Origin of the sequence: Motiliproteus coralliicola (assembly GCF_003345655.1) — a bacterium.
GTDB classification, from domain to species: Bacteria; Pseudomonadota; Gammaproteobacteria; order Pseudomonadales; family Balneatricaceae; genus Motiliproteus; species Motiliproteus coralliicola.
The window spans coordinates 1,293,349-1,310,888 of record NZ_QQOH01000001.1 but is presented as its reverse complement, the minus strand read 5'-3'; the positions used below and the strand labels follow the sequence as shown (position 1 = coordinate 1,310,888).

General features: G+C 56.7%; 14 protein-coding genes. 10 read left to right on the top strand and 4 right to left on the bottom strand.

The genetic code is table 11. From position 1 onward, the window contains the following. Nucleotides 1-92: 92 nt before the first annotated feature. Nucleotides 93-614: a MerR family transcriptional regulator gene (locus tag DV711_RS05785; protein WP_114694665.1), complete on the top strand. Its 522-nt coding sequence runs from the start codon at nucleotides 93-95 to the stop codon at nucleotides 612-614. A 119-nt stretch (nucleotides 615-733) separates the two neighbouring features. On the opposite strand, the gene DV711_RS05780 is transcribed toward DV711_RS05785, so the two are convergent. After that, nucleotides 734-3,523, bottom strand: a complete 2,790-nt coding sequence (locus DV711_RS05780) for a methyl-accepting chemotaxis protein (protein WP_114694664.1) — start codon at nucleotides 3,521-3,523, stop codon at nucleotides 734-736. 251 nt (nucleotides 3,524-3,774) lie between these two features. Between DV711_RS05780 and DV711_RS05775 the strand changes: the two genes are divergently transcribed. Both DV711_RS05775 and DV711_RS05770 read left to right on the top strand, forming a co-directional pair. Beyond that, nucleotides 3,775-4,050, top strand: coding sequence for a hypothetical protein (locus DV711_RS05775; protein WP_114694663.1), 276 nt, complete (start codon nucleotides 3,775-3,777; stop codon nucleotides 4,048-4,050). Continuing rightward, nucleotides 4,051-4,593: a YaeQ family protein gene (locus DV711_RS05770; RefSeq protein WP_114694662.1), complete on the top strand. Its 543-nt coding sequence runs from the start codon at nucleotides 4,051-4,053 to the stop codon at nucleotides 4,591-4,593. 253 nt (nucleotides 4,594-4,846) lie between these two features. On the opposite strand, the gene DV711_RS05765 is transcribed toward DV711_RS05770, so the two are convergent. Beyond that, entirely contained in the window at nucleotides 4,847-7,612 is a 2,766-nt protein-coding gene (locus DV711_RS05765) for a cation-transporting P-type ATPase (protein ID WP_114694661.1), read from the bottom strand. 595 nt (nucleotides 7,613-8,207) lie between these two features. After that, nucleotides 8,208-8,513, bottom strand: coding sequence for a hypothetical protein (locus DV711_RS05760; RefSeq protein ID WP_114694660.1), 306 nt, complete (start codon nucleotides 8,511-8,513; stop codon nucleotides 8,208-8,210). An 825-nt stretch (nucleotides 8,514-9,338) separates the two neighbouring features. On the opposite strand from DV711_RS05760, the gene DV711_RS05755 reads away from it, so the two are divergent. The 3 genes from DV711_RS05755 (at nucleotide 9,339) to DV711_RS05745 (ending at nucleotide 13,485) form a co-directional block, all read left to right on the top strand. Continuing rightward, nucleotides 9,339-10,409 (top strand): Leu/Phe/Val dehydrogenase, encoded by a 1,071-nt coding sequence (locus DV711_RS05755; protein WP_114694659.1) that lies wholly within the window; start codon nucleotides 9,339-9,341, stop codon nucleotides 10,407-10,409. Nucleotides 10,410-10,527: 118 nt separating this feature from the next. Beyond that, a complete protein-coding gene (locus tag DV711_RS05750) occupies nucleotides 10,528-11,937 on the top strand; it encodes a sodium-dependent transporter (RefSeq protein WP_243633740.1) in 1,410 nt (469 codons plus the stop codon). 318 nt (nucleotides 11,938-12,255) lie between these two features. After that, nucleotides 12,256-13,485, top strand: a complete 1,230-nt coding sequence (locus DV711_RS05745) for a CaiB/BaiF CoA transferase family protein (RefSeq protein WP_114694657.1) — start codon at nucleotides 12,256-12,258, stop codon at nucleotides 13,483-13,485. Nucleotides 13,486-13,530: 45 nt separating this feature from the next. Here DV711_RS05745 and DV711_RS05740 read toward each other — a convergent pair whose 3' ends face one another. After that, nucleotides 13,531-14,307, bottom strand: coding sequence for a HalD/BesD family halogenase (locus tag DV711_RS05740; RefSeq protein WP_114694656.1), 777 nt, complete (start codon nucleotides 14,305-14,307; stop codon nucleotides 13,531-13,533). Nucleotides 14,308-14,446: 139 nt separating this feature from the next. On the opposite strand from DV711_RS05740, the gene DV711_RS05735 reads away from it, so the two are divergent. From DV711_RS05735 to DV711_RS05720, 4 genes are all read left to right on the top strand, one after another. Next, a complete protein-coding gene (locus tag DV711_RS05735) occupies nucleotides 14,447-15,346 on the top strand; it encodes a LysR substrate-binding domain-containing protein (RefSeq protein WP_114694655.1) in 900 nt (299 codons plus the stop codon). Between the two features lie 178 nt (nucleotides 15,347-15,524). After that, complete coding sequence (locus DV711_RS05730) at nucleotides 15,525-16,130, top strand: ferritin-like domain-containing protein (RefSeq protein ID WP_207802541.1); 606 nt, start codon at nucleotides 15,525-15,527, stop codon at nucleotides 16,128-16,130. Continuing rightward, nucleotides 16,127-16,540 (top strand): c-type cytochrome, encoded by a 414-nt coding sequence (locus DV711_RS05725; protein ID WP_207802540.1) that lies wholly within the window; start codon nucleotides 16,127-16,129, stop codon nucleotides 16,538-16,540. The genes DV711_RS05730 and DV711_RS05725 overlap by 4 nt, the downstream gene beginning before the upstream one ends. Before the next feature lie 32 nt (nucleotides 16,541-16,572). Beyond that, nucleotides 16,573-17,274, top strand: coding sequence for an RNA polymerase sigma factor (locus DV711_RS05720; protein WP_165840008.1), 702 nt, complete (start codon nucleotides 16,573-16,575; stop codon nucleotides 17,272-17,274). Nucleotides 17,275-17,540 lie beyond the last annotated feature (266 nt).

Here is a 17,540-nt window from a genome sequence, read left to right as displayed (position 1 = left end):
GGACTCGGATCAAGGTGTACCAAGGAGTATTTTAATCTGTCTATAGGTATAAGCTTTAGCTTACTAATAAGTTACTTGGCGAGGTGCTTAGTGTGCTGACAGTTTCTCAATTGGCCCAACAGTTCGGCATTTCGCGTACCAGCATTCTTTACTACGAACGACAGGGGCTGCTGTTGCCCAGTAAACGCGGCGATAACGGTTATCGCTGGTACGGTCAGGATGCTGTCGAGCGATTGGGGAAAATCATGGCCTACCGCTCCTTTGGTGTCCCGGTGGCCCACTTGGCTTCACTGCTGGCAATGAAGGCCGATGCTGGTCAGCAGCAGATTCTACAGGCTCAGTTCAATGCGCTAGAACAGCAGATTCAGCAATTGCGGCTGCAACAGAAAGCGATCGTTCAATATATGGATCAGCCACAACTGCCCGAACGTGGCGCCGTTTCCAAGGAGCGCTGGACCCAGATTATGCGCAATGCCGGTCTGAGCGATGAGGATATGCATAACTGGCATATTCAGTTTGAACACAACGAGCCTGACGGCCATCAAGCGTTTCTGGAGTCACTCGATATTGAGGCTGACGAGATTGCTCGGATAAGGCGTTGGTCTCGCCCCTGAGCCCAAGGGACTCTCTCCGGGGTCACGATTGGGGTCGTGCTAGGGGAGGCGAAAAAAGCCGGCATCTTGATGCCGGCTTTGAGGTTTAATTGATGGGTTTTCGAGTCAAACTCCTCGAATCAGGTCTTAAACTGCTCTACCTCATGATTCAAGCCGACCGCCAGCTTGGCCAACTCTTCACTGGCACTGGCGATCTGCTCGGTGCCCTGGCCGGTCTGTTGAGACAGCTTACTGATCTCCTCAGCATTGCGACTGACCTCTTCAGCAACGCTCAGCTGCTCTTCGGTGGCACTGGCAATCTGCAGGCTCATATCCCCGATAGTGTCCACAGAACCTCGAATCCCTTGCAGCGCTTCGGTGACCTGTTGGGCCTGTTCGACCAAACCCTCCGCTTGGCTGGTTCCCCGTTTCATCGCCTCGGTGGAGCGCAGGGCGCCGGTTTGCAGCGAGCTGATCATCTGTTCGATCTCGCTGGCTGAACTCTGAGTGTTCTGCGCCAGCGAGCGCACCTCATCAGCAACCACGGCAAAGCCTCGACCCTGTTCACCAGCCCTGGCGGCTTCGATGGCCGCGTTCAGCGCCAGCAGGTTGGTCTGATCGGCAATCCCTTTGATCACGTCGAGAATACTGGCGATGTTGCTGGTGCCCTGCTCGAGCTCGTTGACCATGCCCATCGAGCCTTCCAGGGTTTCGGCCAGCGCCTGAATACCGCGTAGCGTTTCACCGACCACGTCGGAACCTTGCGCGACCTGTTCCCGGGCACTGTTGGCGGCATCGGCTGCCAATGAGGTGTTCTGGGTGATCTCGCGTACCGTGGCGCTCATCTGGTTGATGGCGCTGGCAACCTGATCGGTATTCTGATGTTGCAGGACCACGTTCTGGCCGGTCTGTTCGGTGATGGCGGCCAGCTCCTCCGAGGCGGCGGCCTGTTGCGAGGCGGAGTCACTGATGGTGCCGACGGTGCTGCGCAGGCTGGCGACCATATCTGCCATCGCTTGCTGCATCACGCCCACTTCATCATGCTGAGTGACCCGGATATCGGTGGTCAGATCACCGGCCGCGATCTGTTTGGTTTTATCGACCAGTTCGGTGATCGGGCGGCTGATACTCTTGGCCAGCAGAACTCCAAGAGCGGCAATAACGGCCACGGCTACGGCCACCATAATCGTGGTTAGCAGCATCAGCTGCTTGACGGTGGCCAGAGCCTCGGCTTCGTCGATCTCGGCCATCAATGCCCATTGGGTATCACCCACCTGCACCGGGGTATAGGCAGACAGGACCGGGTTGCCGTTATAGTCGATGACGATATCGACGCCGGTCTCCCCTTTCAGCGCGCGTCGGGAGGCCTCGGTATCCACGCCGTTGGCTTCCACGGTACCGGCGAACGAGGCGGTAACCGAATGACCGGTCGGATCGAGGAAGGAGTCGGAGCGCATGCGTTTATCCGGTCCGACCAGATAAGCCTCACTGGTTTCACCCATGCCTTCGCGTTGCTGCATGATGGCGTTGATAGCCCCAAGGGAAACCTGCAGCGCCACCGTCATCACGACATGACCGTTGTTATCAACAATGGGTCGGGCGATAAAACTGGCCGGAGCATCGTTGGAGGGCGCATAGGGGGCAAAGTCGACCAGTCCGAAGTCTTTGCTCTGCATGACCTGGCGAACCAAGGAACCGAGGTTGGAACTGGCGTATTTGCCATCGACCAAATTGGTCTGATAATCGGCTTCACGGGTGACGGTGTAGAAGGCGTAACCGCTGTCATCGATCAGGAACAGGTCGTAGTAGCCGTACTTATCGATATATTTTTTGTAGAAGTCGACGCCATCGCTGTCGACCGGTGAAAAGGCTTCGGCAACATCGATCTCGCTGATGATCGCCCAACGTACGCCGCTGCCGACATCGACCAGATCCCAGGAGGAGAGCACCGGGTTATCGTTGTAGTCGCGGATAATGGCGGCACCGGGCTTACCTGCCAGAGCCTGCTCGACCGCCTGGGTACTGACCTGGGTATTGTTGGCGAAGGAGGCTTCTACACTGTGGGTTTTGGGTGATAGGAACGAGTCCGAACGCATCAGTCGATCCGGACCCACCAGATAGGATTCACCACTTTTACCCATGCCATCACGGCGCAGCATCACATCGTTGAGGCTGTCCAACGGTACCTGGAAGGCAACGTAGCCGCTGACTTCGTCGATCAGGTTGGTGACAGTGGCCATCATAAAGGCCGCCGGTGCCCCTCCGGCCGGAGCGTAGGGGGCAAAGTCGGATACGGTGATCGCTTTAGCCCCCTGCTTTTTCGCCATCTCCAGTACCTGGCCCAGACCGCTGTCTTTCAATTCGGAGTTGGGGATGTTCATCCCCATATCGGATTCTTTGGCATCGCTATAGAGAATGGTGCCGTCAGGGGCGATCAGATAGAGGTCATACCAGCCGTTGGCTTCGACAATCTTCGAGACCCGGGGGCCGTAGACGTCAGCACGGCGCTGCCAGCGGCCGCTGTTAATAAAATCGTCGCTACCAATTACCGCCAGGTTCAGGGCGTCCAGGGCCTCACCGATAAAGGGGGAGTCGCGGGTGATCCGCAACTGAGCCTTCATTGAGGAGATATGTTCGTCGAGCTGGGACTTTTTATTGGCCTGGACGGCGGCAAGCTTTTTGAAAGCTTCATCGCTCAGGGTTTCAACCGTATCGACCAGCACATTCATATCGGCCCGACGATTGGCAAAAAAATCGCTGATTTGCGCCTGTTTGATCGATCGTATGGATTGAAGTTGATTGAAGGCTTGGGATTCGAGTGCGTCTGATGCGCGTTGAATGCTGATGCCGGCGTAGATCAAAAGCGGAATCAGCGAGAGACAAAGAAATGCCGCAACCAGTTTACGGTTGAGGCTGTTTAGCAAGGTCATAGCGGTACTCCAAATCACTGCTGTGCACCGCTAACTGATCGAACAGTAGGGAGTAGCTAACGGTGCGATTGGACTTATTATTTTCACCATGTGCTCGTCGACTATAGCCAATGGTCTAATAAACACAAGGTAATTGTGCGTTCCCTAAGACCTGGCTCAATAACTGCGTTCAGACAGTACCAGCAATATAGGGAGGACAGAGGTTTTCGTTGTAAGCTCAGGCATAAATGGTCTTAGTGAGGAGGTGCATGATGGGAAAACCGACCAAGCAGCAACTCGAAACAGCGCTGGCTGTCGCCATCGGGATGCGCGAACGTGAGCACGATCCGCACTCTGTGGCGAAGTCTTTATTGAATTGCCATTACCGATTACAGCACCTGGAAGAGGTGCTTAAACTGACCGAGCAGTTTCTTCATGCCGGTCAGGATGAACAGCTGCACAGCCATCTGTTGGTGGCGATCGAAAAATATCATCAACTGGACGACCATACAGCCGCGGTGGACCGTCTCAAATTTGGACTCGATTAAATGGCCCGAGGTAGTCGAATTTTTAAGTTAAAGCTCTATCTGAGCGACATGGACCGCCACTGTTATGAACAATTGGATCTGACCCTGGCCCAGCACCCGTCGGAATCGGAGCAGCGGCTGCTGACCCGGCTACTGGCGTTCGGGCTGGAGTATGAGCCGGGCCTGGCCTTCGGTGGTGGAGTCTCCAGCACCGACGAAGCACCGATCTGGTTGCGTAACGATTTTGACGAGGTTCAGCACTGGATCGAGATCGGTCAGCCTGACCTGGAGCGGTTGGCCAAGCTGCATAAGCGCCATCCACGTCTGAGCCTGTATGCCTATGGCGCCAATGCCCACCGTTGGTGGCATCAACATCAGGCGAGCCTGTCGGCATTGCCGAAACTGCGTTTCTATCAGCTCGACAATACGGTGATCGAAACCCTTAGCGAGGGGCTGCGTAGCGGAGCCGAGGTGCAGCTCAACCGACAGGACGATCTTCTCTATCTGTCGGTGGCCGATAAGCAGGCAGAGATGCCGTTGACCCGACTACTGCCCGAAGCTTGACCCGCTGCCTGGGAATTAGACCAACTGCTTATGCACAGTAACTGTGGATAACACTGTCCGTGGTTTGAGGGTATCCGGCTCAAGCCCCCATACCATGGTGCCTGGCGCGCCTCGGTGCTTTTTTGTTCAATTCCCTGGCAAGTTGAGAATCCAAAGAAAATCATCAACTTGTCAAGGGAATTCAGCTGCTTTTTCCCGACTGGAATTCAGCCGGATATCGATGGCCATAAGCGTCCCGAGAACACTTAATCGATCAGCAGGATTGCTTCTGCGGTTTAGACTCCGGCTTAGCTTCCGGTTTGATGCTGCTGGTGGCTAGCTTATGTCGTAGCCACCATTTTTCGATCCCGATCACCGCGTAGATACCAAAGCTGACACTGAGAATATTCAGCCACTCGGCGGCGCCGATCGGGGCGCTGCCAAAGGCGGCATTCATCATCGGCGAGTAGGTGTAGAACAGCTGCAGCAGGATCATGCCCGCCACACCGACCAGCAGCAGAGGGTTGGAGAAGAACCCCAGCTTGAATACCGAATAGCGCAACGAGCGGCAGTTGAACAGGTAGAACAACTCACCAAACACAAACACGTTGACGGTCACGGTACGGGCGACCAGCTCGGACTCGCCTTGAGCCAGCTCCCACTCGAACAGGCCGTAGGCGCCGACCAACAGCAGGAAACCCACCAGCAGGATCCGCATGATCAGGCCCCCCGACAGGATATTGCTCTGCGGGTCCCGCGGAGGTCGCTCCATGATGCCTGGCTCTTTGGGCTCGAACGCCAGCATCAGCCCCAGGAAGACCGCGGTACTCATATTGATCCACAAAATCTGGACCGGCAGAATCGGCAGGCTTAAACCGGCGAAGATTGCGGTCAGGATCACCAGGCCTTCGCCCAGGTTGGTGGGGAGGGTCCAGGTGATGAATTTGATCAGGTTGTCGTAAACCCCACGACCCTCTTCGACCGCAGCGCGAATCGAGGCGAAGTTATCATTGGTCAGCACCATGTCGGCGGCTTCCTTGGAGACCTCGGTGCCGGTGATGCCCATCGCCACGCCGATATCGGCCCGTCGCAGTGCTGGTGCGTCGTTGACCCCATCACCGGTCATCGCGACCACATCGCCGCGACGCTGCATCGCTTCCACCAAGCGCAGCTTCTGTTCGGGTGCTACGCGGGCGAACACAGCTATGTGTCCTACCAGGTGCTCAACCTGCTCGTCACTCATCTCGGCCAGCTCGTGTCCGGTCACGGCCGCCAGTCGACCGTTTTCAAGGCGCTTGCCCTCCAGCCCTATCTCCTGGGCGATCGCCGCGGCAGTAACCGCATGGTCGCCGGTGATCATCTTGACGCTGATACCGGCACTTTGGCAGGCGCTGACGGCTTCAACGGCTTCGGGACGGGGCGGATCGATCATCCCCTGCAGGCCGATAAAGGTCAGCCCCTCGACCAGGTCCGCATGGCTGATCTGGGCTTGATCGTCGGCCAGTTCGGCAACGGCGAACGCCAGCACCCGCATCCCGTTGGCAGCCATGCTTTCCACCTCACGATGACAGCGTGCCTGGTCCAGTTCGGCGATAGCGCCGGTCTCGTCCAGTACGTTGGCGCAACGCTTAATCAAGCTCTCGACCGAGCCTTTGAGATACACCAACCGCTTGCCGTCGGCCCGCTGATGCAGGGTGGCCATGTACTGGTGCTGCGACTCGAACGGAATCGCATCGATACGCGGTAATGATTGCAGCAGGCTATCCAGAGTTAGCCCGGCTTTGTGGGCGGAGGTGATCAGAGCGCCTTCGGTGGGATCGCCCTCGATACGCCAACCCTCGTCGGTCTTCACCAACTGGGAGTCGTTGCATAGCAGCCCGGCTTTCAGGCACTCCAGCAGAGCCGGATGGTTCTGCGGTGGATAGTCGTTGCCGTCGAGGCTGAAACTGCCCTCGGGTGCATAACCGACCCCGGAGACAGACAGCTTCAGACCCGCTGCGTGAATCTCCTGAACCGTCATCTGGTTCTGGGTCAGGGTACCGGTTTTGTCCGAGCAGATAATGGTGGTGCTACCCAGGGTTTCCACGGCCGGCAGTTTGCGGATGATCGCATGGCGTTTGGCCATCTTGCCGACCCCGATCGCCAGTGTGATGGTCAATGCCGCCGGTAGACCTTCGGGGATCGCTCCGACGGCCAGCGCCACGGCCGCCATAAACATCTCGATCCAGGATTCGCCACGCAGGATCCCGATCAGAAAGGTGAACGCCGCCAGCGCCAGGATGACCCGCAGCAGCATGTGGCTAAACTGGCCGATCCGGCGGGTAAGGGGGGTGGCCAGCACCTCGGCGGTAGCGATCAGCTCATTGATGCGACCGATCTCGCTGCGATCACCGGTGGCAACCACGACGCCGGTGGCGGTGCCGTAGGTCACCAGAGTCGAGCCGTAAGCCATGTTACTGCGATCGGCCAGCACACAATCCTTGGCCACGGCGTCGACCTGCTTCTCGACCGGTACCGACTCACCGGTCAGCGCTGACTCGTCGATCTGCAGTTCTCGTGAGCGGACCAAGCGAATATCGGCCGGTACCTTGTCTCCGGACTGCAACACCACAATATCGCCGGGCACCAGTTCGGCGGAAGAGAGGCGACGCTTCAACCCGTCCCGGATCACTGTGGCCTCGCTGACCATGGCCTGGGACAGGGCGCGGATCGCCTTCATCGCCTTGGACTCCTGCAGGAACCCGATCACGGCATTGACCAGCACCACACCGAAAATCACCCCGGAATCGACCCACTCCTGCAGCAGTGCGGTGATTAGCGACGCACCAAGCAGGATATAAACCAGCGGTTGATTGAATTGCTGCAGAAACAGCAGGAAGGGGTTTTGATCTTGCTTCTGGGTCAGCGCATTGGGACCGACCTGATCCAAGCGTTGCTTGGCTTCATCGGCGCTCAGCCCTTGCTCAGACTCTGTATCGAGCAGGTCTGCAACTTCCGATTCGCTCAGGGCGTGCCAGTCATTTCGGCGAGCAGGGGACATGTCTTGAACTCCTTTCAATTCATCGTCAATGCATCGATCGAAGCGCCGGACTCAGCGACTAGATGGAATCTCGATTCCCGGCGCTACCCTGATTATGGGTCAGGCTTGTGCGTTGCACAATTGATCTGGAGCATTCAAGCCGCCGACGGGTGGTCAAAGGGATGACTACGAATCGCTGGCGTTGTTGGACGTCGATCTGTTGCCCAGAGCAGCGCCGAGATGCCCTGGTCGATATTCACAGAAAGTGTGGATAAGTTTGTCTGTGAGCTGAGGGTAATAGCCGCAAAGCCTGATGCCGTCTGGGTTGGTACGGTGCGTTGGTTTTTTGTGCAGTGCGTTGAATAGGCCGCTTTCGTGTCTCTGCCATGTCAGTCGGGTAGCTGCAGCGTTACGCGAAGCCGATCGTGGTGACAGGCCCGAGATCAACTTGCTCGTTGGAAATGAGGCTTCTCCGCTAGTCCATGCGATGCTTGGTAATGAGGCATTTTTTCTGATGCAAAGACGGCGGGCTATCCCTGCGAGCTATGAAGCTCGATCACCCGCCATTTGGAGTTTCTTTCAGTTCGACATTCCGGTTGTCGCCAGGTCATAGTGATTAGTGATAGAACAGTTGTTCCTCGCTGACGCCCGCATCACCGAAGCTAATCAATCCTGCTCCTACGACATCGCCGATTTTCCATTTACACCAGGCTTTGCCTTCACTGACACTGACATCTGTTATTTCCATCGATTCTCCAAGCTGCTTCAACTCGGTGATGTAGGCTGCTAAGTCTTTCTTCTCGTGTATGACTCCATCTTTATCGAGTAGCTTGTAATCCTCAGTTACATTCGCTGCGACGGTTGCGGCATCCAGGCTACCGAAGCCTTGGGCATAACCACCTAATTTATCTTCAGCGGACATCTGCTCACCCTCCTATCAGTGATGGTATCTAATTCGTGGGTATTCGCGTATTCAGAAGAGTAGCCCATCAGGATTACTGATGTGGTGGCATTGAGTCACCGCTGAAGCTAGTGAGTCGATGCAAGATGCCATAGCAGTGCCGATTGTGAAGAAATTCATCATCATCACGGCCAGGCTTACTGTTGCTAATTTATCCCCAGTTGTTGTGGATAGAGTTGTTGGCAGCTTTTGCTTAGATGGCTGCAGGCTAGTCATGACGGGCGCTTAAGAGAATCGGGCAGAAACTGATCAGTTACATTTAAAGCGGTCTGGATCAAATAGAACGGTTGCGTTTTGGTAAAGATCCTGAATTCTAAAATCGGCCAATCTTATCGATTTTGTAAAAAATACTTGACGAGCTGTTGTGGGTGGGCATAACGTTGGGCTCCTGCTTACCTCACGAGGGTGGCAGGCATAACAGATAACGGTCGTACCGACCGGATAAAAATAATTAAATCTGGTCCAAGCCGTGATCCGGCCTGGATTGTGGGTGAACGTCTATGTTTTCCGATCAACCGTCCGTTGGTGACACTGGCTCCGTTGTCGCCTCCATTGCTAAGGTGCTCTCCTGTACCTTGTGCCGCTCCCGTCGGCTCCCCAGCCCCAGCAGTTCTTGGGCGCACTCCATTACGCTTCTTGCGGATCCCGACCCGCTACTGATCTAACGCTTCGCTGATTTCGGTTCGACCATTGCCTGTGTTTCGGCAGGGTTTGGCTCGGCTGGATGGTGCGTGTGTAACGGTTAAACAGGCTTCTCCCCCAGATCTGAATTAAGGGATAAACACCATGAGTGTATTTAGTCATCCTGAGTTTTCTCAGCATGAACAACTGAATTTTTTCTGCGATGAACAAAGCGGTCTAAAAGCGATCGTGGCGGTGCATAACACCAATCGCGGTCCGGCATTGGGTGGTTGCCGGATGTGGAATTATCGCAGCGATGAAGAGGCCCTGCGGGATGTACTGCGGTTGTCCAAGGGAATGACCTACAAGTCGGCGCTGGCCAATATCGATCTGGGCGGCGGCAAGTCGGTGATTATCGGCGATCCCCGTCAACATAAGAGCGAAGCACTGCTTGAAGCGATGGGGCGTTGCCTGGAATCGATGGGCGATCGTTATATCGCCGCCGAGGACTCGGGGACCTCCGTGGCCGACCTGAAGGTGATGTCTCGCCACACCGGCAACGTTGCCGGGATCACCGAGCGTATCGGAATTGACGGCAAACCCTGTAATGGCGATCCGTCACCGGCTACCGCTTACGGCACCTTTGTCGGTTTGCAGGCAGCGGTGAAGCACAAGCTGGGTCAGCAGGACCTGCGTGGCTTGCGGGTTGCGATCCAGGGGGTCGGCAATGTGGGCTATCGTCTGGCGCAGCACCTGGCCGCGGCCGGTGCCGAGTTGTACGTCACCGATATCCATCAGGAGCAGGTGGCCCGGGCGGTCAGCGAACTGGGCGCCATCGAAGTGGGCGCCGAGCAGATCCTGTCCTTGGACGTGGATGTGCTGGCACCTTGTGCACTGGGGGCGGTGTTGAATGATGTCAGCATTCCGCAGATCAAAGCCAAGGTGGTCGCCGGTGCTTCCAACAACCAGCTGGCGTCCCCCGAGCACGATGCGATGCTGCGCGAGCACGGCATTCTCTACGCCCCGGATTACGCCATCAACGCCGGCGGCATCATCGATATCTTCTACGAGCGGGTCGGTCACGATCATCGCAAGGTATTGGCCCATATCGAATCGATTAGCGAAACCCTCGATGAGATCTTCCGCCGCGCCGATCTGCAGGATCGCCCGACCGGCGAGATCGCTAACGAACTGGCCGAGGAGCGCTTTATGGCGCCGGAGACGGTCAGCGTCTGAGTTTTAAACCACAACAATCACAAACAAATGAGTCAGCGCGTCTGCCAGCGGGATTTCATCCGAACGGCAGATGCGAGTGACAACTTTGATTCCAATAAAAACAACAGGAGAGACAACGGTGACACAGATCATCCAGGACTCCGCCGCCTCCGCGGCATCTGAATCAGCCAAATCCCATCCGATGTGGTCTTCACGGATGGCCTTTATCCTGGCCGCCAGCGGTTCTGCCGTCGGCCTGGGCAACATCTGGAAATTCCCCTATATCACCGGCGAGAATGGCGGTGCCGCTTTCGTACTGGTTTACCTGCTCTGTATTGCGATCGTCGGGATTCCGATCATGATCGCCGAAGTCATGATCGGCCGTCGCGGTGGCGGCAGCCCGTTGCAGAGCATGCGCAAGCTGGTGGCCGACAGCGGACTATCGTCGCGCTGGAAGTGGCTGGGTGGCATGGGCATGCTGGCTTCGTTCCTGATCCTGTCGTTCTATTCGGTGATCGGCGGTTGGGCGATGACCTACGTGGGTAATTCGGTCAGCGGTAATTTTGTCGGCGCTACCACCGAGCAGATCGGCGCGATCTTCGGCAACCTGCTGGGTAATCCTGGCGAACTGCTGCTCTGGCACACGCTGTTTATGTCGCTGGTGATTCTGATCGTGGCCCGCGGGATCCGCTCCGGAATGGAAAAAGCGATCAATATCCTGATGCCGCTGCTGTTTGTATTGCTGCTGGTGATGGTCGGCTACGCCATGAATACCGATCACTTTGCCGCCGGTTTCAGCTTCCTGTTCAGCCCGGATTTCTCCAAGCTGACCACCGAAGGCGTGCTGACCGCGCTGGGTCATGCGTTCTTCACCCTTAGCCTGGGGATGGGCGTGATGATGGCCTACGGCTCCTATCTGCCCAAGCAGGTCTCGATCGTGAAGACCGCGGTGACCGTGTCGGTACTGGATACCGTGGTGGCGCTGCTGGCCGGTCTGGCGATCTTCCCGCTGGTGTTCGCCAACGGCCTGGAGCCGGGTGCGGGTCCGGGACTGATCTTCCAAACTCTGCCGCTGGCCTTCAGCCAGATGCCGGGCGGTGTGCTGTTCGGCACCCTGTTCTTCGTGCTGCTGGTGGTGGCTGCGGTGACTTCGGCGATCTCGCTGTTGGAGCCGGTGGTCGAGTGGCTGGAAGAGAAGCCGGCGATCTCCCGTTTTGGTGCGACTCTGATTGCCGGTCTGTCGGTCTGGCTGCTGGGTATCGTGACGGTGCTGTCGTTCAACGTCTGGGCCGATGTGACGCCGCTGGCGATGTTCGAGCGCTTCGAGGGTAAGACTCTGTTTGACCTGCTCGACTTTGTCACCGCCAACCTGATGATGCCGCTGTCCGGTCTGCTGGTCGCTGTGTTTGTCGGTTGGTTTATGTCGAAGCAAATCACCGAAGGTGAGCTGAAGCTGGGTAACGGTTTGGCGCTGAACGTCTTTATGTTCGTACTGCGTTACCTGACACCGGCTGCGGTTCTGGTGGTATTCGTCTATAATCTGCTGTGAGTCGGTAAGAAACTGACTCTATTCCAAGCGCAACGGGCTACCTCTGAGAAGGTGGCCCGTTTAGGTTCTGGGCCAGGGGGTCTACCTACGGACCCTGTTCTGCTGGAGTTCAGCACCCCCTGCAGCCTTTTCGCAGGGTTCTCATTTTCCGCTTTCTCATTCGATTCGAGCGCACACTGAATAAGAGTGTTGGCCTGCTTGTTTCAACAGCGATTGTCATCTTTTGTGATTTGATGAGTTAGTTTGCGTCGTTTTTTGTGTCTTTGTGGTTCGGCATAGTGTGGTCTCCGACCCTCTGTCTGACTGCAGGATGCCGTTATGCCGTTGAAATCACTCAAAGTGCTCGACTTCTCCACCCTGTTGCCAGGGCCCTACGCCACCATGATGCTGGCGGACCTGGGGGCTGAAGTGGTGCGGGTTGAGGCCCCCAACCGGGTTGATCTGCTCCGACATTTGCCGCCGTTGCTAGGGGAGGGGGAGAATCAAACCTCGGCTTGCTTTGCGACCCTGAATCGCAATAAGCGGGCGATGGCGTTGGATCTGAAAAATCCCGCCGCAGTTGAAGCGATCAAGCGGATGATCGGTGACTACGACATCCTGGTGGAGCAGTTCCGTCCGGGAGTGATGGCCCGGCTGGGTTTGGGTTATGACGAGCTCGCCCGGATCAATCCGCGATTGATCTACTGCTCGATCACCGGTTATGGCCAGAACGGCAGTCACCGTGATCGAGCCGGTCACGATATTAATTACCTGGCACTTTCAGGTTTGGCCGGTTACAGCGGCCGCGCAGAGACCGGGCCGGTGTTGTCGGGGACCCAGATAGCCGATATCGCCGGCGGCTCGCACCAGGCCGTGGTAGGGATCCTGGCGGCGGTTATTGAGCGGCAGCAGTCGGGGCAGGGGCAAGCGATCGATATCAGTATGGCCGATGGCTCGCTGGCGATGAACGCACTCTTTGGTGCCAACAGTTTGGTCAGCGGCAAGGACCCCCAACTCAGCAGCGAGTTCTTGAACGGGGGTAGTTTCTACGGTTACTACCGAACCGCCGATGATCGTTACCTGTCGGTGGGGAGCCTTGAGTCGCCGTTTCTGAAAGGGTTGCTGCAGGCACTGGGTAAACCGGAGTGGGCAGGGCGGGCATCTGATACCCGACCCGAGGCGGTTGAGGCATTCAAGGCCGATATCCAGTCCATCATCGAAACCCAGTCACTGCGGCACTGGAGCGAGGTCTTTGCCGAACTTGATGTCTGCGTCGAGCCGGTATTGAGCTTCAGTGAGGCGGCGGCTTCGGAGCTGTTCCGAAGCCGTGAAATGTTGGTCGAGGTTCCGCTTGCTGAACGGCAGTCAGGGCAGCAGCCGGAATCCTTATCAAACCAACAAAGGGTTCGTCAGATCGGCTGCCCGATCAAGTTCTCCCGTAGCCGAGCCGAATACCGCAGCATAGGTTCGCCGCTGGGAGCCCACACTCGCGATGTTTTGCGTGAGCAGGGATTCTCCGATGAACAGATTGAGCGGATGCTGGCCGCCGCGGATCAGACCAACGCCTGATCCGCGGACTTATCTTCCCAGCAAGCTCTGCTTGGTTGAGTCGAGTCAGAGACGCCCATAAAAGGTCAGACGGGCGGATTCGGACAGCGCGATACCCGGTTCGGAGTTGTAGGCCAGCACGACCAGCATCCGGGTCTTGTCACCTTTAACCGGCGTGACCCGATGCAGGGCGTTGCGGCCGCGGAACATCGCCAGGGTGCCGGGCCCGGCCTGCAGGGTCTTGACCTGACGTTTGCCGGCCAGAACTTCAGCCACCCCGTCATAGTTCATCTCGCCCCGATCGGCATCGCGCAGATTCTCGACATATTCGAAGCTCCCACCCGCTTCCGGACTCTGGATCAGCAGCGTGATGGCAAAGGAGGAGTTGTCAAAGTGCCAGCCCAGCTCCTGACCCTCATCGGCGTAATGCAGGTTGATCGACGACATCGGGTCGGCATAGTTGTACAGCCCCTGTTCCCCCAGCACGGTGGCGAGAAAGTCACGGAACGTCTCGGCGTCGTAGAGGGTGCGAAGCGGTGAGTCTTCAGCGATCTGGTTGTCGGTGATACAGCCTTTGGAGGACTGGACCGGTTGGTTTCTCGGGTGGTCGTCAGCAAAGTCCGGATCCGGGTCTTTGAGATAGACGTTGTGGTCGTCCTTGGAGTAGTAGGCCAGGTGTTTCTTGTGCGCGCCTTCCTGGCAGATCTTGGTCAGCGCCTCGGCCGAGATAAAGTCCGGCAGGACCAAGGCGCCGTGTTCATCCAGGTGTTGCTTGCAGCGTTGTTGGAAGGCGGTATCGGAAAGCGGGTACTCGTTGAACTGAATGATCTGCTCTAGTTGCATGTTGTGGCTACCTGTTTTATTTGTTTAAAAACAAAATAAGCTAATGACATAAGTCATAACCAACGATATTTATTGATCTTATCCATAAGAAAGTCTTAATGATGGGATGAGTGCTGATGCTGTGGCGAGAGACCCGTTGATGAAAACCAGACAGATTCCACCGTTGAAGGCGTTGCTGGCTTTTGAGGCTGCGGCTGAAGCCGGTAGCTTTGCCGCGGCGGCCGAACGCTTGTTTGTGACCCCAGCGGCGGTCAGCCAACAGATCAAGGTATTGGAGCAGCAGCTGGACATCAGGCTGTTTGAACGCTCCAAGTCCGGAGTCCGGTTAACCCGGGCAGGGCAGAGCTACCTGGTGTTTATCCGTGAAGCGCTGGAAAAGTTGCGCCTTGGTCAGCAGCAGATCGAGCTGTTTCGTCGTGTCGATGTGCTGACCATCACGGCATTGCCGTCGCTGGCTTCGAACTGGTTGATGCCGCTGGTGCTGCAATGGATGGAACTCAACCCCGGGCTGCAGGTTCGGGTGGAGGCCAGTCACGCTCGGGTCGACTTCAACCGCTCGGTATCGGATATCTGTATCGGCTACGGTGAGTCGGGCTATGCCGGTTTGAACAAAGAGCTGCTGTTTACCGATTCGGTGTCGATGGTCCTCAGCCCGCAGCTGCTGGCAACCGTTGCCGAGCCCCAGTCCCTCGAGGCAATCACCCAATTGCCCCGGATCCATATCGACTGGGGTGAGGACAACGACAGCCTGCCGGATTGGGAGGATTGGCTGCAGGCCGCCGGGTTGGATATCGCCACCTCGAAAGCGGGACCGCGGTTCAATCTGTCGAGTATGGCGATCGACGCCGCCGTTCAGGGGAAGGGGCTACTGCTGGGGCAACGGATGCTGATCGCCGACGAGCTGAAGGCGGGTCGACTCGTCGCTCCCTGCGAGATCAGTCTGCCATTGGGGCGGGCCTATTATCTGGTTTATCCGAAGCGAACCCTCGATAACGCCAATGCCCGGCGTTTTATCGATTGGTTACTGGCATCCTTTTAACCCGGCTGACGCCTGATCTCCGATAAAGCCTGGAAGCACTACCAACCATTTTACCTGGGACAGGTTTTTTCAACGCGTTGGGAACCTTCGTTGGTCCAGCTGCATCCTGTTGGTGAAGAGCGAGATATTTCTCGCCAACTAGGGCCCATCAGGCCCTTTATTACCAACGGAGAGCATCATGAAAATCCTACAGTCAAAAATATCCGAATCGGGTTTGGTAGAAACGATGTCGGCCCGCTCGCGCCGTAACTTCCTGCTACGTACTGGGGCTGTGACTCTGTCTGCAGCCGGCGTAGCGATGCTCAGCGGCTGTGTTAATGCCGGCAAATACGGAACCGCAGATGGGGCTGTTAGCCAGGATGTTAAAATACTCAATACCGCTATCGGTGCCGAGCATGAGGCCGTGGCGGCCTACCAGGTGGGCGCCGAGAGTGGCTTGTTGAGTAACGATGTGCTGAAAGTGGCGGTGCAGTTCCAAGGGCATCACAAAGAACATATCGAAGCCCTTGCCAAAGCCGTGATGTCGATGGGCGGCACGCCGGCTGAGGCGAAGAGCGATTACGGCTTCCCCGTCCATCAGCTCAAAAATCAGACCCATGTGCTGGAGTTTGCCGCAGGGTTGGAGCGTGGGGCGGTGAGTGCTTATGCCGGAGCGATTCCTGTTTTCGACAACCGTGATCTATCCCTGGCTGCGGCCAGTATTCTGGCCGATGAAGCGATGCATTGGGCGGTGTTGCGTCACGCACTGGGGCTGGATCCCGTGCCGGGTGCATTCTTCTCATGATGCCGACGGTTTCATTCGGTACCGCGCTGCTGACGGTTGCCGGCCTGCTTGCCGATGCCTCGGCAGCGAGCGCTGAGATGTCCGTGTTGACGAGCGGAGACGCGACGCGCGGTAAACAGCTTTACGCTCAATGTGTCGGTTGCCACTCTCCGGAGCGTCACCGAACGGGACCTAAGCATTGTGGGTTGATCGGTCGTCAGGCCGGGACGGCAGCGGGGTTTGATTACTCCAAGTCGATGCGTGAATCGAAGCTTATCTGGTCAGTCCGGACGTTGGATTCGTTTCTATTCTCCCCTTTGGGCTACATACCCGGCACCAATATGGGGATTTCCGGGATTAAAGACGACAATGACCGTAGCGATTTGATCGCTTACTTAATCGCGATGAACGAATGGCCTGAATGTCGCTAGGTAAAGAGAACAAAAAGAATGGGAGGGCTGTGATGACGATCGCAGCACAACAGCTAAAGACACAAACACTGATGGGTTGCTCCGACGCTGAGCTGGTGACGCGTATCCTGCAGGGGGAGACGAACGCCTATGAAGGCATTATGCGACGCTACAACCAACGGTTGTTCCGGGTAGCCCGAGGCATCGTGAATAGCGATGCAGAGGCCATGGATGCGATTCAGGAGGCTTATATCAAGGCCTACGAGCAACTGGAGCGCTTGCAGTCGATCCCGGCGTTACCCGGTTGGCTGTCGCGTATTGCACGCAACGAGGCGCTGCAACTCCTGCGACGTAATCAGCGTAATGTCGCCATGGCCCCCGAGGAGCTGGAATCGGTTGTGGAGCTGACGGCGATGACAAAGAACGACAATGGACCGGATAGCGAGGTCGCCAACAAGCAGCTGGGGCAATTGCTGGAGAGCAATATCAATCAGTTGCCCGACAGCTTCCGTAGTGTCTTTATCCTGCGGGCGATCGAGCAATGCAGCGTGCGTGAGACGGCGGAAATACTCGATCTGGAAGAGGCGACCGTAAAAACCCGTCTCTTTCGCGCCAACGCCCTGTTACAAAAGCAGCTGAGCTCGCATCTCAGTGAATCCGGCGTGGCGCTTTATGAGTTTGCCGGACATCGCTGTGATGCGGTTGTTAGAGGGGTGCTGGCACGGTTGGGGCACCGAGACAAAGAAGAAGAGTGACAAGGAGCAGGAACAGCATCGAAATGATTCGACCGGGTCGGTTTCAGGTTAAGTCATAAGCAGGGGTGACTTTTCAGCGGTAAGAACGTAACTGGGTGATAAATGCCCTTCGTTCCCTGCATCGATACAGACCTATACTAATCGGTAGTTGTGTAGCAATGGTTGCTGTTTATCCTTGGCGGCAGGTTGGTCTCTACCGAGGATCAGCGATAAAAGTTATTAACGACCGCCCTGCGTATTCGGAATCTAAGTTCCGTGCTGTTATT

Excerpts from the sequence above, each read along its gene's own strand:
- DV711_RS05770 (WP_114694662.1), top strand. The coding sequence starts at position 4,051 with ATGGCCCGAGGTAGTCGAATTTTTAAGTTAAAGCTCTATCTGAGCGAC.
- DV711_RS05755 (WP_114694659.1), top strand. The coding sequence starts at position 9,339 with ATGAGTGTATTTAGTCATCCTGAGTTTTCTCAGCATGAACAACTGAAT.
- DV711_RS05765 (WP_114694661.1), bottom strand. The coding sequence starts at position 7,612 with ATGTCCCCTGCTCGCCGAAATGACTGGCACGCCCTGAGCGAATCGGAA.
- DV711_RS05780 (WP_114694664.1), bottom strand. The coding sequence starts at position 3,523 with ATGACCTTGCTAAACAGCCTCAACCGTAAACTGGTTGCGGCATTTCTT.
- DV711_RS05760 (WP_114694660.1), bottom strand. The coding sequence starts at position 8,513 with ATGTCCGCTGAAGATAAATTAGGTGGTTATGCCCAAGGCTTCGGTAGC.
- DV711_RS05730 (WP_207802541.1), top strand. The coding sequence starts at position 15,525 with ATGAAAATCCTACAGTCAAAAATATCCGAATCGGGTTTGGTAGAAACG.
- DV711_RS05775 (WP_114694663.1), top strand. The coding sequence starts at position 3,775 with ATGGGAAAACCGACCAAGCAGCAACTCGAAACAGCGCTGGCTGTCGCC.
- DV711_RS05720 (WP_165840008.1), top strand. The coding sequence starts at position 16,573 with ATGACGATCGCAGCACAACAGCTAAAGACACAAACACTGATGGGTTGC.
- DV711_RS05745 (WP_114694657.1), top strand. The coding sequence starts at position 12,256 with ATGCCGTTGAAATCACTCAAAGTGCTCGACTTCTCCACCCTGTTGCCA.
- DV711_RS05725 (WP_207802540.1), top strand. The coding sequence starts at position 16,127 with ATGATGCCGACGGTTTCATTCGGTACCGCGCTGCTGACGGTTGCCGGC.
- DV711_RS05740 (WP_114694656.1), bottom strand. The coding sequence starts at position 14,307 with ATGCAACTAGAGCAGATCATTCAGTTCAACGAGTACCCGCTTTCCGAT.
- DV711_RS05735 (WP_114694655.1), top strand. The coding sequence starts at position 14,447 with ATGAAAACCAGACAGATTCCACCGTTGAAGGCGTTGCTGGCTTTTGAG.